The sequence below is a fragment of the Kribbella sp. NBC_01484 genome (assembly GCF_036227145.1).
Classification (GTDB): Bacteria; Actinomycetota; Actinomycetes; order Propionibacteriales; family Kribbellaceae; genus Kribbella.
Map to the genome: position 1 here is coordinate 1,890,644 of NZ_CP109437.1, position 13,711 is coordinate 1,904,354.

At 68.4% G+C, this 13,711-nt stretch carries 15 protein-coding genes; 6 read left to right on the forward strand and 9 right to left on the reverse strand.

Annotated features, from left to right (window positions below; translation table 11 throughout):
* Nucleotides 1–23 precede the first annotated feature (23 nt).
* The 3 genes from OG555_RS09285 to OG555_RS09295 all read left to right on the forward strand — a co-directional run bounded on the left by OG555_RS09285 (nt 24) and on the right by OG555_RS09295 (nt 2,263).
* Nucleotides 24–596 (forward strand): dihydrofolate reductase family protein, encoded by a 573-nt coding sequence (locus OG555_RS09285; RefSeq protein ID WP_329482402.1) that lies wholly within the window; start codon nt 24–26, stop codon nt 594–596.
* 90 nt (nt 597–686) lie between these two features.
* Nucleotides 687–1,190: a SigE family RNA polymerase sigma factor gene (locus OG555_RS09290; RefSeq protein ID WP_329482403.1), complete on the forward strand. Its 504-nt coding sequence runs from the start codon at nt 687–689 to the stop codon at nt 1,188–1,190.
* A gap of 11 nt (nt 1,191–1,201) precedes the next feature.
* Nucleotides 1,202–2,263, forward strand: a complete 1,062-nt coding sequence (locus tag OG555_RS09295; RefSeq protein ID WP_329482404.1) for a hypothetical protein — start codon at nt 1,202–1,204, stop codon at nt 2,261–2,263.
* A 28-nt stretch (nt 2,264–2,291) separates the two neighbouring features.
* Here OG555_RS09295 and OG555_RS09300 read toward each other — a convergent pair whose 3' ends face one another.
* The 6 genes from OG555_RS09300 to OG555_RS09325 are packed head-to-tail and all read right to left on the reverse strand — an operon-like array spanning nt 2,292 to nt 6,765.
* Nucleotides 2,292–3,029: an ABC transporter permease gene (locus tag OG555_RS09300; protein ID WP_329482405.1), complete on the reverse strand. Its 738-nt coding sequence runs from the start codon at nt 3,027–3,029 to the stop codon at nt 2,292–2,294.
* On the reverse strand, nt 3,026–3,748 hold the full coding sequence (locus OG555_RS09305) for an ABC transporter ATP-binding protein (RefSeq protein ID WP_329482406.1): 723 nt from the start codon (nt 3,746–3,748) through the stop codon (nt 3,026–3,028). The genes OG555_RS09300 and OG555_RS09305 overlap by 4 nt, the downstream gene beginning before the upstream one ends.
* Before the next feature lie 39 nt (nt 3,749–3,787).
* The gene (locus tag OG555_RS09310; protein ID WP_329482407.1) at nt 3,788–4,378 is read right to left on the reverse strand and encodes an HDIG domain-containing metalloprotein; all 591 of its coding nucleotides are present in this window, start codon (nt 4,376–4,378) and stop codon (nt 3,788–3,790) included.
* Nucleotides 4,378–4,977, reverse strand: a complete 600-nt coding sequence (locus OG555_RS09315) for a TetR/AcrR family transcriptional regulator (protein WP_329482408.1) — start codon at nt 4,975–4,977, stop codon at nt 4,378–4,380. The genes OG555_RS09310 and OG555_RS09315 overlap by 1 nt, the downstream gene beginning before the upstream one ends.
* Nucleotides 4,974–5,825, reverse strand: a complete 852-nt coding sequence (locus OG555_RS09320; RefSeq protein ID WP_329482409.1) for a sugar phosphate isomerase/epimerase family protein — start codon at nt 5,823–5,825, stop codon at nt 4,974–4,976. The genes OG555_RS09315 and OG555_RS09320 overlap by 4 nt, the downstream gene beginning before the upstream one ends.
* Nucleotides 5,826–5,832: 7 nt before the next feature.
* Nucleotides 5,833–6,765, reverse strand: coding sequence for a Ppx/GppA phosphatase family protein (locus OG555_RS09325; RefSeq protein ID WP_329482410.1), 933 nt, complete (start codon nt 6,763–6,765; stop codon nt 5,833–5,835).
* 87 nt (nt 6,766–6,852) lie between these two features.
* Between OG555_RS09325 and OG555_RS09330 the strand changes: the two genes are divergently transcribed.
* A complete protein-coding gene (locus tag OG555_RS09330; protein WP_329482411.1) occupies nt 6,853–7,593 on the forward strand; it encodes a hypothetical protein in 741 nt (246 codons plus the stop codon).
* Here OG555_RS09330 and OG555_RS09335 read toward each other — a convergent pair.
* Nucleotides 7,586–8,539 (reverse strand): NAD-dependent epimerase/dehydratase family protein, encoded by a 954-nt coding sequence (locus tag OG555_RS09335; protein ID WP_329482412.1) that lies wholly within the window; start codon nt 8,537–8,539, stop codon nt 7,586–7,588. The genes OG555_RS09330 and OG555_RS09335 overlap by 8 nt on opposite strands.
* Nucleotides 8,540–8,713: 174 nt before the next feature.
* Here OG555_RS09335 and OG555_RS09340 point away from each other — a divergent pair, with 174 nt between their 5' ends.
* On the forward strand, nt 8,714–9,346 hold the full coding sequence (locus OG555_RS09340; protein ID WP_329482413.1) for a VOC family protein: 633 nt from the start codon (nt 8,714–8,716) through the stop codon (nt 9,344–9,346).
* A gap of 2 nt (nt 9,347–9,348) precedes the next feature.
* Here OG555_RS09340 and OG555_RS09345 read toward each other — a convergent pair whose 3' ends face one another.
* A complete protein-coding gene (locus tag OG555_RS09345) occupies nt 9,349–10,740 on the reverse strand; it encodes a WS/DGAT/MGAT family O-acyltransferase (protein ID WP_329482414.1) in 1,392 nt (463 codons plus the stop codon).
* Between the two features lie 152 nt (nt 10,741–10,892).
* Nucleotides 10,893–12,317 carry a beta-N-acetylhexosaminidase gene (locus OG555_RS09350; RefSeq protein ID WP_329482415.1) on the reverse strand — a complete coding sequence of 475 codons (1,425 nt, stop codon included), beginning with the start codon at nt 12,315–12,317 and terminating at the stop codon, nt 10,893–10,895.
* Between the two features lie 159 nt (nt 12,318–12,476).
* On the opposite strand from OG555_RS09350, the gene OG555_RS09355 reads away from it, so the two are divergent.
* Nucleotides 12,477–13,709: an MFS transporter gene (locus OG555_RS09355; RefSeq protein WP_329482416.1), complete on the forward strand. Its 1,233-nt coding sequence runs from the start codon at nt 12,477–12,479 to the stop codon at nt 13,707–13,709.
* The last annotated feature ends 2 nt before the right edge of the window (nt 13,710–13,711 follow it).

A 13,711-nucleotide genomic window follows, 5' to 3' on the forward strand; every position in this document is an offset into this window, starting at 1 on the left:
GTAGGACTGACAAGGAGTTTGTGATGCGTACTTTGATCGCGACCGCGTTCGTTTCGCTCGATGGCGTTGTCGAGGCGCCTGGTGGAGAGGCGGGTTACCGGAGTTCGGGGTGGACGTTCAAGGACATCGAGTTCGACCCGGCCGCGTACGAGCTGAAGGGCCGCGAGCAGGAGGAGGCGGGGGCCATGATGATGGGCCGTGCGAGCTACGAGGCCTTCGCTCCGGTCTGGCCGGACATGCCCGAGTTCCCTGGCTACCGGGTGATGCCGAAGTACGTCGTGTCGACCACCCTGCAGGACGAGGACCTGGTGACGAACTGGGGCGACATCACGATCCTGCGATCCCTCGACGACGTCGCCGCGCTCAAGCAGACCGAGGGCGGGCCGATCATCATCCACGGCAGCGCCACCCTGGACCGCAACCTGTCCGACGCCGGCCTGATCGACCGATACCACCTGCTGGTCTTCCCGGTCCTCCTCGGAGCCGGCAAGCGCCTCTTCAGCGAGACCGACAAGGACAAACAACGCCTCGAGGTCGTCGAGAGCGAGTCCTACTCCAACGGCATCCAGAAGCTCGTGTACGACGTCGTCCGCTGACCTCCCGCCGGTCGCGGCAGATCGGGATGCAACCTGATCGCCCGGGGTTTCCGTCTTGAGGGGGAATTCGGAGAGAGTGGAGGCGGCGGCATGGCCGTGCGAGACCAAGACTTCGTGGAATTCGTCGAAACGACGAGTCCATCGCTGCGGCGGACGGCCTACCTGATCAGCGGCGACCGGCACAAGGCGGACGACATCGTCCAGGACGCGCTCTACAAGCTGTACCTGGCCTGGCCGAAGGTACGGCGGGTGGGCAACCCGTTCGCGTACGCACGGCGGATGGTCGTCAACGTGGCACACGACGGTGGCCGCCGGCCGTGGCGCCGGGAAGTGGCGACAGACGCCGTGCCGGATCGAACGGCGGCCGACTTCGCCACCGGGCACGCCGAGCGCGACGAGGTTCTCGACGTGCTTCGCGGTCTGCCGCCGCGTCAGCGCGCTTGTGTGGTGCTGCGGTACTACGAGGATCTGTCCGTCGAGCAGACCGCGGAGATCCTCGGTTGCTCGACCGGCACCGTGAAGAGCCAGGCGGCCCGCGGTCTCGACACTCTCCGGCAAGCCATCGACCGGCGACGGACGAGCCGAGCACTGTGAAGGAGAACCCCATGGAGGACGTACGTGAGGTCGGTGCCGAACTGCACCGCCTCGCCGATGCAGAGCAGTTCGACCCGCTGGACACCGCCCGACTGCTGGACCGCGGTCGCCGAGGGCGCCGCCGCCGCAGGATGCTCGCCGTCGGCGGCACTGTGGCCGGCTTGGCAGCGATCGCCGCCACCGCCGCGCTGCTGCCCAACCAGCTCCGCGCGAACGACGCCCCGGTGGCGGGCGATCAGCAGCAGCAGGAGGCGTACTTCGCGCCGGTGCAGGGCATACCGCGCGGCGACGATGTCGTCGGCGCGCCAGTCACCAACGCGGAGGCGCTGCGCCGTTGCCGGCTGCGACTTCCGGACATGAAGGGTCCGTTGGCGGACACCGTCGGCGGATACCGGATCGGAGACCAGGCGAGTATCGGTAAGGGTGCAAAAATCAAGGTCGGCGACAAGATGCTGCTGTGCACGGTCCCCGGTGCGGACAAGCCGACGGCCGCACTGATGGCGAAGCTCCGGAAGGATCCGGTTCCGACGGACCCTGCCATCCAGTTGCTGAACTGTTCCGCACAGACCTGGGTGGATGTCACCAAGTGGCGCATCGTCGCTTCGGCGCGGTCGAAGATCTGGCCGAGCGTGCTGCTGACCGCGGTGTCACCCAACGGGCGAACGGCGATCGCCTGCGAGATCGAGAAGAACTCGCTGGACGGCGGCATGGTGATGCGCGGGACCACCTTCCTGAACCCCGACTCGGTGCGGCAGGGGCATGACCCGATCCTCACCCCGGCGAAGGGTTCGCAACGCGCGGATCTCTATACCGGTAGGGATCTGAGCGGCCGGGAGTGCTCCGGAAAGCTCTGCTGGGAGGCTCGCGCCTGGGGACGGGTGGCGAGCACGGCAACCCGGATCCACCTGCAGATGGGCCCGTCGGCGGCTACCGACATTCCGGTCACCGACGGCTGGTTCGCCTACCTCTGGCTGAGCCCACCGACGACGGCGAAGGCGACCGATTTCAAGGCCACCGCCTACGACAAGGACGGAAGGGTCGTCAAGATCCTGGAGCCCCGGCAACCGGCCTGAGACAGGCTGCGGGACTCTCTGTCCGGCGTCACGCGGTACGACGTTTCAGTGTCGCCGCACCCAGGCCGAGAGCTGCCAGGATGAACGCCAGCACCACCAGAGCATCTCCGCCGGCGCCACTGGTGAACCCGTTGCCTTGGGCAACTCCGATGACCGCGTCGACCGCGTAGGACAACGGCAGTACGTCGCTCACCGCATGCAGGACTGCCGGCAGCTGATCCCGTGGAACGAGCAATCCACACAGCAAGATCTGCGGGATCATCACTGCCGGCATCATCTGCACGGCCTGGAACTCGGTCGCCGCAAAAGCACTGGCAAACAAGCCCAGCGCCATACCCAGCACACCGTCGAGAACGGCGACCACGCCGAGTTGCCAAGCCGGGCCTTCGATCTTGAGGTCGAGGGCGTACAGCGCGATCGACACGACCACGACGGCCTGGACGACGGCGATCAGGGCGAAGGCGAGCGCGTAGCCGAGGAGGAAGTCCAGCTTCGCCATCGGCATCGTGAACAGCCGGGACAGCGTGCCGCTCGAGCGTTCGCGCAGGGTCGCGACCGAGGTGACGACGAACATGACGATCGCCGGGAACACCGCGAGCAGCGGCCCGCCGAAGCGGTCGAAAGCGTTCGGTGAGTCGATGAACATCCACCACATCAGGGTGACCAGCGCCGTCGGCAGCACGATCAGCATCGCCACCGTGCGACGGTCGCGGCGCAGCTGGGCAAGGACCCGTGCAGCGACGGCAAAGGTGATCCGGGGCGTCATCGCGCACTTGCCTTTCGCTCGATCAGGGTGAGGAAGGCCTGCTCCATGTCGATGGTCCCGACGGAGTCGAGCAGCGTTTGCGGGGTGTCGTCGGCGAGCAGGTCGCCGTCGCGCATCAGCAGGAGGCGGTCGCAGCGCGAAGCCTCGTCCATCACGTGACTCGAGACCAGCAGCGTCGCGCCGGCGTCTGCCAAGGAGTGGAAGAGGTTCCACAGGTCGCGCCTCAACACCGGATCCAGGCCGACGGTCGGTTCGTCGAGGACGAGGAGTTCGGGATCCCCGAGCAGAGCCGCGGCCAGCGAGGCCCTCGACTGCTGCCCGCCGGACAGCCGATCGACGCGATCATCCGCGTGCGAGCGCAGGTCGACGGCGTCGATGACCCGATCCACGTCAGAGGTCGGGACTCCGAGCACCGCGGCGAAGAAGCGCAGGTTCTCGGTGACGGTGAGATCGCCGTACACGCTGGGCTCCTGGGTGACGTACCCGATCCGCCCGCGCAGCTTCGGCGCTCCGGCGGGCAACCCGAGCACGGAGACATCGCCAGTCACGCGGGCCTGGAGACCGACGATCGCCCGGATCAGCGTCGTCTTGCCGCAGCCGGACGGACCGAGCAGCCCGGTCACCGTCCCGGCCCGGAGGTCGAACCCGACCCCGTGCAGGACCTCCCGGTCGCCGCGCACCACCACGACGTCCCGGCAACTCACCGCATTTTTCATCATGTGATGAATTTAGCTCGCGCGGCACCCTCTGACAAGCCTTCAAATGACGGAGTAACCGGTGGATTCGCTGAGCGGGCCCAGGACGGGTTCGCCGTACTTCGCCCGCAGCGAAGCGAACGCCGTGACCTTGTCCTCGCCCCATCGCCCGACGGACGCGGCATAGGTGTCCCCGGTCAGGAACACCGGCGGAGTGCGCTTGCTGTGGAACTTGTCGGCGTACATCACCAACTCCTCCTCAGCGGAGGCCGGGATGTAGTCGTCGACCGGGATCGGCAGCGATTGGCGCAGTACGTCGTCCCGCGTGATGCCGACGCCCGTGTGCCGGGACGCGAAGCGGCAGATCGGTTCGGGGAAGCCGAGGCCGTCCAGCAGTTCATGACCGAGTACGCCGTGCCGCACGTAGTCGACCGTGTTGAGTTCGCCGGTCGGGCCGTACAGGCGATAGACGCCGATGTCGTGCAGCAGGGCGCCCGCCCGGATCAGGTCGGTGTCGACGTCGAGACCGTCGAACAGCTGCTCGGCGACCTGGCAAACCACCACGGAATGGGGATACACCGACTCGAAGGCTTCGCGAGTGGGCGCGTGATCGCGATGCAGGGCGTGGATCTCGCGGTCGGTGGGGATCCGCATCAGCCGGTCAGGTGGAGCTGGAGAACGGGCGCCAGCCGGTCGATCAGGGTCGCGAGGTCGACGGAGGCGACCGGTTCGAGCCCGACCAGGTAGCGGGCCATCGCGGCGCCGATCAGCTGGGTCGCGGCCAGGCTCACGCGCAGGTGCGCATCGGGTACGTCGAGCGTGCGCGAGATCGGCTGGATGATCATCTGGGTGATGCCCTCGCGCATCAAACGGGCCACCTCGTCGCTGGTCACCACGCTGCGGAAGATCGCCTTCATCCGCTGCTGTCCCTCGGGCGACTCCCAGATCCCGAGGAACACGGTCGCGATCCGCCGGCCGATCTCCTCCCGAGGTCCGTCCAGGATCTCCGCGGCGATCTGGCGCGGGTCGACCGGGATGGCCATCGCCTCGATGAACAGCTCGTCCTTGCTGTCGAAGTAGTGATGCACCAGCGCCGCGTCGACCCCGGCCTCGCGGGCGACCGCACGGATCGAGGTGGAGCTGAATCCCTTGTCCGCAAAGGCTTTCCGGGCCGCTCCCAGGATCTCACCGCGGGTATCCGGTCCGCCCGGACGACGGCCGGCCCGCCCACTCCCCGCCGTACGCTCGTTCACGGGATCAGTTCCGAGATCTCGCCTTCGGGGGTGACGGCGAACGACGTACGGCGTGATCCGCGGGCGAAATGCTTCCGGGTGAACTCGAGCGACTCGACCAGGTCGACCTCACGCTCGGACCGGCTGGTCGCACGCCGCGTGTTGATCTCGATGATGATGTGACCGCGGAAGTCCTGATTGGCCAACTCGGCGAGCAGATCCGCCGCGCGCTGCGTGCCGCGGCCGGGAACCAGATGCTCGTCCTTCGCCGAGCCGGTCCCGTCGGTCAGATGGATGTGCTTGAGAGTCCTGCCCATCGTCGCGGCGAGCTCGACGCAATCCTGCTCGGCGGTCGACGAGTGCGACAGGTCCAGCGTGGTGTGGGCGTAGGACTGCTCGGTCGGGTCCCAGCTCGGGGCGTACGCCTGCAGGCCCTTGCCGGGCGCGCGCCACGGGTACATGTTCTCGACCGCGAAGATCACGCCGGTCTCCGCCTCGAGCCGGGCGATCCCCTCGACGAACCCGCGCGCGTAGTCGCGCTGCCAGCGAAACGGCGGGTGGACGACGACCACGTCGGCGCCGAGGTCCTTCGCGGCCTCGGCGCTGCGCTCGAGCTTGCCCCACGGATCAGTCCCCCAGACCCGCTGCGTGATCAGCAGGCAGGGCGCGTGGATCGCGAGGACCGGGAGCTGGTGGTAGTCGACCAGCCGCTGGATCGCGTCGATCTGGGTGCTCAGGGGATCGATGCCGACCATCACCTCGACACCGTCGTACCCGAGCCGGCTGGCGAGCTCGAATCCGCTGGCGGTCGACTCGGGGTACACGGACGCAGTGGACAGGCCGATCCGCGCGGTCTTGCTGGTAGTCATCGGGAGCCTATCGGGGTTGCAGCTGGTCGAGCCGGGACAAGATGACGCCTTCGCGCAGTGCCCAGGGACAGACCTCGAGCGCGGGCAGGTCGAACAGGTCCATCACCGCGTCCGCGACCATCGCACCGGCGAGCAGCTGCGACGACCGTCCGGCCGAGACCCCGGGCAGGTCGGCCCGCTCGGCGGCGGACATCTTGGTCAGCTTCGGCATCCACTCGGTCAGGTCGTCCCTGTCCAGGACACGAGGCACGTACGGTCCGTCGTCCGACGGCGCCGCGCCACAGATCCGGGCCAGCGAGCGGAACGTCTTGCTGGTGGCGACCGAACGCTGCGGCTTGCCGGCCCGCAGTACCGGACCGGCCACGGCGGCCATCTCGATCCGGATCCGCTTCCGCAGCGCCCGGACCTCGTTCTTGTCCGGCGGGTCGGCGGTCAGGCCCTCCCGGTTCAGCCGGCCGGCGCCGAGCGGGACCGAGACGGCGATCGTCGCCTCCTCGTCGGACCCTGCCGCGATCTCCAGCGAACCGCCACCGATGTCGAACACCGCCAGGCGGCCCGAGGACCAGCCGAACCAGCGCCGTACCGCCAGGAAGGTCAGGCGGGCCTCGTCCTCGCCGCTCAGCACCTGCAGGTCGACCCCGGTCTCGGTGCGGACCCGGTCCAGCACCTTCTCGCCGTTCGGCGCCTCTCGCAGCGCCGAGGTGGCGAAGGAGAGCACCGACTCGCAGCCCTTGTCCTCGGCCAGCTCGACCGATTCCTTGACGAATGCGACCAACCCGTCGGACCCCGACTGCGCGATCTTGCCGTCCTTGTCCAGGTGTTCGGCCAGCCGCAGTTCCGTCTTGTGCGAGTACGCCGGAAGCGGCGCGGCACCGCGGTGTGCGTCCACCACGAGCAGGTGGACGGTGTTGGATCCCACGTCGAGTACGCCGAGCCGCATACCCTCACGCTACTGGACTATCGGAGTACCAGCGTGTTCCGGAGTCGTCGTTCACAGTTGTGCGGGTTTGGCGCGTACGCTTTCCAGGTGCCTGAGGTTTCTCTCGATTTTCCCCGCGCGTGGGTCGAGTTCACCGATCCCGACGATCCCGACCAGGTCTTCCGTTGCGACCTGACCTGGCTGGCGTCCAACTGGACCTGCATCTTCGGCGGTGGTTGCAAGGGCATCTACAAGGGCAGACCGAACGACGGCTGCTGCACCCTCGGCGCACACTTCTCCGACTCCGACGACGAGAAGCGGGTCAAGGCCTACGCCAAGGAGCTGACCAAGGACGAATGGCAGTTCCGCAAGGAGGGCCGGAAGGACGGCTGGGTCGAGACCGACGACGAGGGCGACCGTAAGACCCGGGTCTGGGAGGGCGCCTGCATCTTCCTGAACCGTCCGGGCTTCCCCGGCGGCGCCGGCTGCGCGCTGCACGGGCTGGCGCTCAAGCGCGGCGTGCACTTCGTCGAGACCAAGCCGGACGTCTGCTGGCAGCTGCCGATCCGCCGCACCTTCCGCGAGGTCGAGCGCCCGGACGGTACGACGTACACCGAGGTCGGCATCGGTGAGTACGACCGGCGCGGCTGGGGGCCGGGCGGTCACGACCTGGACTGGTACTGCACCGGCAACACCGAGGCGCACGTCGGCGTCGAGGCCGTCTTCGAGTCCAGCAAGGTCGAGCTCCAGACCCTGATGGGCCACAAGGCGTACGACGTACTCGCGGAACTGTGCCGTCAGCACCTGGAAACGGCCCGGCCGCTGCTGCCGCACCCAGCCTCTAAGTAGCGATCTCCCCGTTGTCGACGAGCCAGCCGATCGCTTCGAGGGTGGCTTCGAGCGCGGTGTAGCGCGGCCGGAAGCCGAGGAGCCGCGCCGCCTTGTCCATCGAGCAGTTCGGGCTGTGCTCGATGTGATCCCAGGTGGCGGCCGCGTCTCGTTCCGGCACCTTCTCCCGCCACTCGCCGTACGGCAGGAGTCCGAGCTGCGCCTCCTGACCGAACCAGTCGGCAACGGCGTGCGCATACCCACGCAGTGTCACCGCAGCATCGGCGACCGCGTGGAAGCTCTCGCCGATCGCCGTCGAGCGGCTCGCGATCGCGGCCAGGAAGACGCCCGCGACGTCGGCGGCGTGGACCGGATTGAGCGTCTCCAGACCGAGGTTCGGCAGCAGCACGTCATGGCCGTGGGCAAGCTTCTCGAACACGCCGAGGTCGAAGTTGCCGGCCGGGTTGACCGGCGTCCAACCGGGACCGCAGATGTGACCGGGGTGGACGATCGTGGCCGGCAGCCCGTCGCGGCGAGCCTTGCCGAGCAGGTAGGCCTCGATCGCCGCCTTCTGTACGCCGTAGTCGCCGAAAGGTTTGCGTGGTGCGTCCTCCCGGGTCGGCACCGTCATGCTCGGGCCGTGCACCCAGATCGTGCCGCAGTGCAGCAGGTGCTGGATCTTCCCTTCCACTGCCTCGACGAGCTGACGCGCACTGTCCTCGGTGAAGCAGATCAGGTCGATCACAACGTCCGGCCGCAGCTCGGCGACCCGCTGCCCGAACGTCCCGGCGGTATCCTCGGCCTGCCGGTCGACCTGGATCTGCTCGACTTTCCGCCAAGCCCTGTCGGACTGGTACGGCGAGTGCTCGCCGCGACTGAGCACCGTGACCTCATGCCCGAGACGCACCAGCGCCGGGACCAGGTAGGTGCCGATATGACCGGTGCCTCCGATAACGACCGTACGCATGCGCCGAGCCTAGCGGCGTGCAGCTCGACAGGACGTATACCCCCACTGAGCAGGCATATGGCGCTCGTCCGAGCGTGGGTTGCCCCGGCGGACACGGACACGTCCTGTCGAAAATGCACGCAAGCGACACCCCGGATGCGGCGACTGTCGGTGGGTGAGGACAGAATGACTGGCATGCGTCTGGATCATCTGTCGTACGCGTGCGGACCGGATGGGTGCCGCGCGACTGTCGAGCGGTTGTCCGCGCTGCTCGGAGCGGAGTTCGTCGACGGCGGTGTGCACCCGCGCTTCGGCACGGTGAACCACATCCTCCCGCTGGAGAACGATCGCTACATCGAGGTGGTCGACGTCCTCGACCACCCGGCCTCCGACAAGGCACCGTTCGGTCAGGCGGTCCGCGCCCGCAAGGAGCTCGGCGGCGGCTGGCTCGGCTGGGTGGTGGCGGTCCGCGACATGGAGCGGATGGAGAAGCGCCTCGGCCGGCCGGCGGTGCCCGGCAACCGGCACCGGCCCGACGGGGTGAACCTGACCTGGCGGCAGATCGGCGTGAAGGGGCTGATCGCCGACCCGCAGCTGCCGTTCTTCATCCACTGGGACGACTTGAGCGAGCACCCGTCGACCGGCGGGAAGGGCGTCAAGCTGACCGCGCTCGAGATCGCCGGCGACCCGGCTCGCGTCACCGACTGGATCGGCCACCCCGCCGACCACCTGCTCGACGACCTCGACGTCGCCTGGGTCGGCCCGAACGGCCAGCCCGGCCTCAACGCCGCCGTCTTCGACACCCCGAACGGGATCGTCCGGCTGTAGCCCTAATGGAGGCTCTCGAGGTCGGAGAGCGACGTCTCGAGGTGGGTCAGCAGCCGCTGCAGGTGTGGCACCGTACGGCGGCAGCCGACCAGCCCGAAGTGCAGCTGGTGGTCGTAGCTGGTGACGCTGATGTTCAGCGCCTGACCGTTGAGCACGATGCTCGCCGGATACATCCCGAGCAGCCGCGACCCGTTCCAGTACAGCGGACTCTCGCTCGGGCCCGGCACGTTGGAGATCACCACGTTGTACGGCGGCCTCGTCCGGCCGGCGACTCCGGGGAGGACCGCGGCGGGGCCGGCGACACCGAAGCCGAGGGCTCCGAGCAGCAGCCGCTGCAACGGGCTGAGCTCGGACAACACGCCCTTGGCATACGTGGTCGACGCCATGATCCGGCGGATCCGGCGCTCCGGATCCCGCTCGTCGGTGGCGAGGTCGGCGATCAGCGTGCTCAGCGAGTTGCCGCCACCGGGGGCGCCGGGCGTATCGCGCAGCGACACCGGGACCATGGCCGTCAACGCCCGGTCCGGAAGGGCGTTCAGCTCGAGCAGATAGTTGCGCAGGGCCCCTGAACACATCGCCAGCAGCACGTCGTTCAGCGTCGCGCCGGTGATCGCCCGCACCTTCTCCAACCGGTCGACCGGCCAGGACTGCGCCGCGAACCGCCGCGACCCGGTGATCGACTGGTTGAGGATCGTCCGCGGCGCCCGCAGCGGTACCGAGGAACGCACCAAGCTCTTCACCCCGAGGGGTGTGAGGCCGGCGACGTCGGCCAGCACTCTGCCCGCACTCCCTGGGATGCGGCCGACCGTCGTCAGCAACCCATCAGCGCTCTCCGCCGGCTCGGCCGCTGACTCCGGCAACGCGAAGGTCGCCGGCATCCCGGTCCGCGCCGGGTCCGAGGTCAGGGTGTCCTGCATCCAGCGGAGCGCTGTCACGCCGTCGATCAGCGAGTGGTGGATCTTGCTGTAGAGCGCGAACCGGCGGCCCTCCACTCCCTCGATCAGGTGCATCTCCCACAGCGGGCGGTGCCGGTCGAGCAGCGTGCCGTGCAGCCGGCTGGTGAGCTCGAACAGCTCCCGGACACGCCCCGGGCGCGGCAGGGCCGACAGCCGCACGTGGTAGTCGAGTTCGATGTCGTCGTCCTGCTCCCACGACCAGTAGCCGAGGTCGAACGGCCGGTGCCGCATCCGCCGGGCGAACAGCGGGTGGACCGACGGCGCCGCGACCATGTCGTGGTACAGCCCCGACACGTAGTCCCGCGACCCCTCCGGAATCACATGATCCCGCCCAGCGCCTTCCGGCAACTCGAACAGCATCAGCCCACCGACATGCATCGGTTGCTCGCGCGTCTCCCCCAGCAAGAACATCGCGTCCAGCGGCCCCACCGCGGTCACGACCCCTCCGCTCCCGACCTGGTCCCGGCACCCCATCGTCGCCGCCGTACCCCGGCCCGTCTACCCCCCGACCTCGAGCACCCCTCAACCACTTTCGCGCGCTGAAAATGGTTGGCCGGTGCCCAAAGTCGATAAGAGGGAGGGCGGGGGGATTAGTCGAGGGGGCGGTAGTTGACGCCGATCTTCTCGATGCGGGTCAGGTGGGGGCGCAGGCGGGTGAGGAATTCGTCGTACGACGTCCTGGGCGAACCCCAGGCACGCTCGGCGAAGGCGGACAGCCGCGGCAGCAGCATGTAGCCGACCTGCTGCTCGTCCGGCATGTACTCGGTCCAGATCTGGCACTGGGTGCCGACGATCAGCGCCGCCTCCTCCTCGGTGAGCGACGGCGGGATCACCTCGAAGTCGTAGACCTTCTCCAGCGGGATGAAGTTGCCGATCGCCAGCGGCTCGGTGGCCGGGTCGCCCTGGTAGTAGTCGAAGTACACCGACTCGCACGGCGCCATCACGGTCTGGTGACCGGCCTTCACCGCGACCTCGCCGCGGTGGGCGCTGCGCCAGGCCATGATCACGGCATCCTTCGGGCAGTCGGTCTCGACCATCTCGTCCCAGCCGACGAGCCGGCGGCCCTCCTCGGCCAGCACCGACGCGACCTGCTCGGTGAACCAGCCCTGCAGCTGCCCCGGCTCGGTCAGCCCGAGCTCGGCCTGCCGCTTCTGTGCCACCTCCGAGTCGCGCCACTGCACCGACGGGCACTCGTCACCGCCGAGGTGGATGTAGGGGCTGGGGAAGATCTCCAGCACCTCGCGCAACACGGTCCGGACGAACTCGACGGTCTCGTCGTTCACGTTCAGCACGTCTTCGCTGATACCCCAGTACTGACGGACGCTCAGCTGGGTGTCCGGGTTGTTGCCGAGCTCCGGGTACGCCGTGATCGCGGCCTGCATGTGCCCCGGCAGATCGATCTCCGGGACGACGGTGATCCCGCGCTCGGCGGCGTACGCGACGATCTCGCGCAGGTCGTCCTTGGTGTAGAAGCCGCCGTGCCGCTTGCCGTCGTACTCGAAGTCCTTCTGGCCGCGCGACATCTTGCCGACCATGGTCTCGTCGCGCCAGGCACCGATCTCGGTGAGCCGCGGGTAGGCCTCGATCTCGACCCGCCAGCCCTGGTCGTCGGTGAGGTGGAAGTGCAGCGTGTTCAGCCGGTGCAGGGCGAGCACGTCGATGACCTTGAGCACGAAGTCCTTCGGCATGAAGTGCCGGGCGACGTCGAGCATCATTCCGCGCCAGGCGAACCTCGGCGCGTCCGCGATCCGCACCGCCGGCACCGCGACCTTGCCGTCCGCGGCCGGCTCGGCAGCATCCAGCAACTGCGCGTACGTCGATTCCGCGTGCCGGAGCGCGTCCTCGGAGCCGGCCGACAGCCGGGCGCCGTCCGCGGTCACGTCGATGCGGTACTCGGTCTCACCGAGGTTCTCGACCACGTCCCGGATCGCCTCGGCGCCGGGATCCGCGCTGATCCACTGGCCCTCCTCGACGGTGAGTTCACGCGGGGCAGGGACGATCGCGATGTCAGGCATCCGGACTCCAAAGCAGGGTCGAATTACGTCAGGACAATCCTATAAGCGCGGATCGACGCACGTCCACGTTCGGAAATGCGTGCAACCCGGCTACTCAGAGCATCGCCGAACACACCAAATCGAGCTGCTTCCCGGTCAGGTTGATGAGAAGGTGAGCCCGTGACCGTCGACCAGAGACCCGCCGAGCTGCAGCGGACGACCTTGCGGGTGCTGGTGGCGAGCAATGTGCTCGGTGGCGTCGCGGTGGCGAGCGGGTTCGCGGTCGCCGGCTTGCTGGCCGAGAACATCTCCGGCTCGACGTCGATGGCCGGACTGGTCGCCACGTCGACCACACTGGGCGCCGCGATCCTCGCCGTACCCCTGGCTCGGCTCGCGCGGTCGCGTGGCCGGCGGGTGTCGTTGACAGTCGGTTATCTGCTCGCCACGATCGGTGCGGTGCTCAGCATCGTCGCCGCACAGGTGAACTCGCTCGCACTGCTCCTGGTCGCCGGCTGCCTGTTCGGCAGCGGCTCAGCGTCCAACCTGCAGTCCCGGTACGCCGCTACCGACTCAGCCGACCCGACACGCGTCGCCCGGTCGCTGTCGCTGGTCGTCTGGGCCACCACGATCGGTGTGGTCGTCGGACCCAACCTGACCGGTGTCGGCGGCTCGGTGGGCACGTCGATCGGAATCATGGCGCTCGCCGGCCCGTATGTCTTCTCCGTGGTCGCCTTCGGGCTCAGTCTGACCACGGTGTGGTTCGGACTGCGTCGGCTGCACCAATCCACACCCCAACACAAACTGGAGCGGCAGCCGCTGGCGCCCACCTTCCGGCGTGTGATGGCGATCCCTCATGCCCGCCTCGGACTGCTCTCGATCGCAGTCGCGCACGCGGTCATGGTCGGGGTCATGTCGATGACGTCCGTCCACCTAAGGCACCACGGAGCCTCGCTGATGATCGTCGGCTTCGTCATCAGCGGCCACGTGGCCGGCATGTACGCCCTGTCCCCAGTCATGGGCTGGCTGGCGGACCGCCTCGGCCGGATCCCCACTATCGGCATCGGCCTGGCAATCCTCGCCATGGCCATGACGGTGGCCGCGCTGGCTCCCGACGGCGCACACGGCCTGACCGCTGCCGCCCTGGCCTTGTTGGGCCTCGGCTGGTCGGCCTGCCTGGTCGCGGGTTCCACACTTCTCTCCCGCTCGGTCCCAGCAGACATCCGCACCTCGGCCCAAGGCCTGTCCGACCTGATGATGGGCGCACTCGCCTCCATCGCCGGCATCGCCGCCGGCCCGATCCTCGCCCACTTCGGCTTCCACTGGCTCGCCATCCTCTGCGGCCTGTTGCTCATCCCCGTCGCCCTCCTCGCCGCCGCCACGACCAGGCCGCTGCCGGTGGCAACTAAGGTCTAGCG